The following is a 289-nucleotide window of genomic DNA, read 5'->3' on the forward strand; positions in this document are numbered from 1 at the left end:
CGGGTATAATCAACTTCCATGGTGTGACGGGCGGTGTGTACAAGGCCCGGGAACATATTCACCGCGGCATGCTGATCCGCGATTACTAGCGATTCCAACTTCATGGGGTCGAGTTGCAGACCCCAATCCGGACTGGGATAGGCTTTTGGGATTCGCTTCTTTTTGCAAAGTCGCTGCCCTTTGTACCTACCATTGTAGCACGTGTGTAGCCCTGGATATAAGGGCCATGAGGACTTGACGTCATCCCCACCTTCCTCCCCGTTGACCGGGGCAGTCTCGCCAGAGTTCC

Annotated in this window: 1 rRNA gene; it reads right to left on the reverse strand. The window is 55.0% G+C overall.

From position 1 onward, the window contains the following. Nucleotides 1-289, reverse strand: a 16S ribosomal RNA gene (locus HXW94_RS20655); the annotation flags it as partial.

The sequence above is a fragment of the Desulfobacter latus genome, assembly GCF_013389365.1.
GTDB classification, from domain to species: Bacteria; Desulfobacterota; Desulfobacteria; order Desulfobacterales; family Desulfobacteraceae; genus Desulfobacter; species Desulfobacter latus.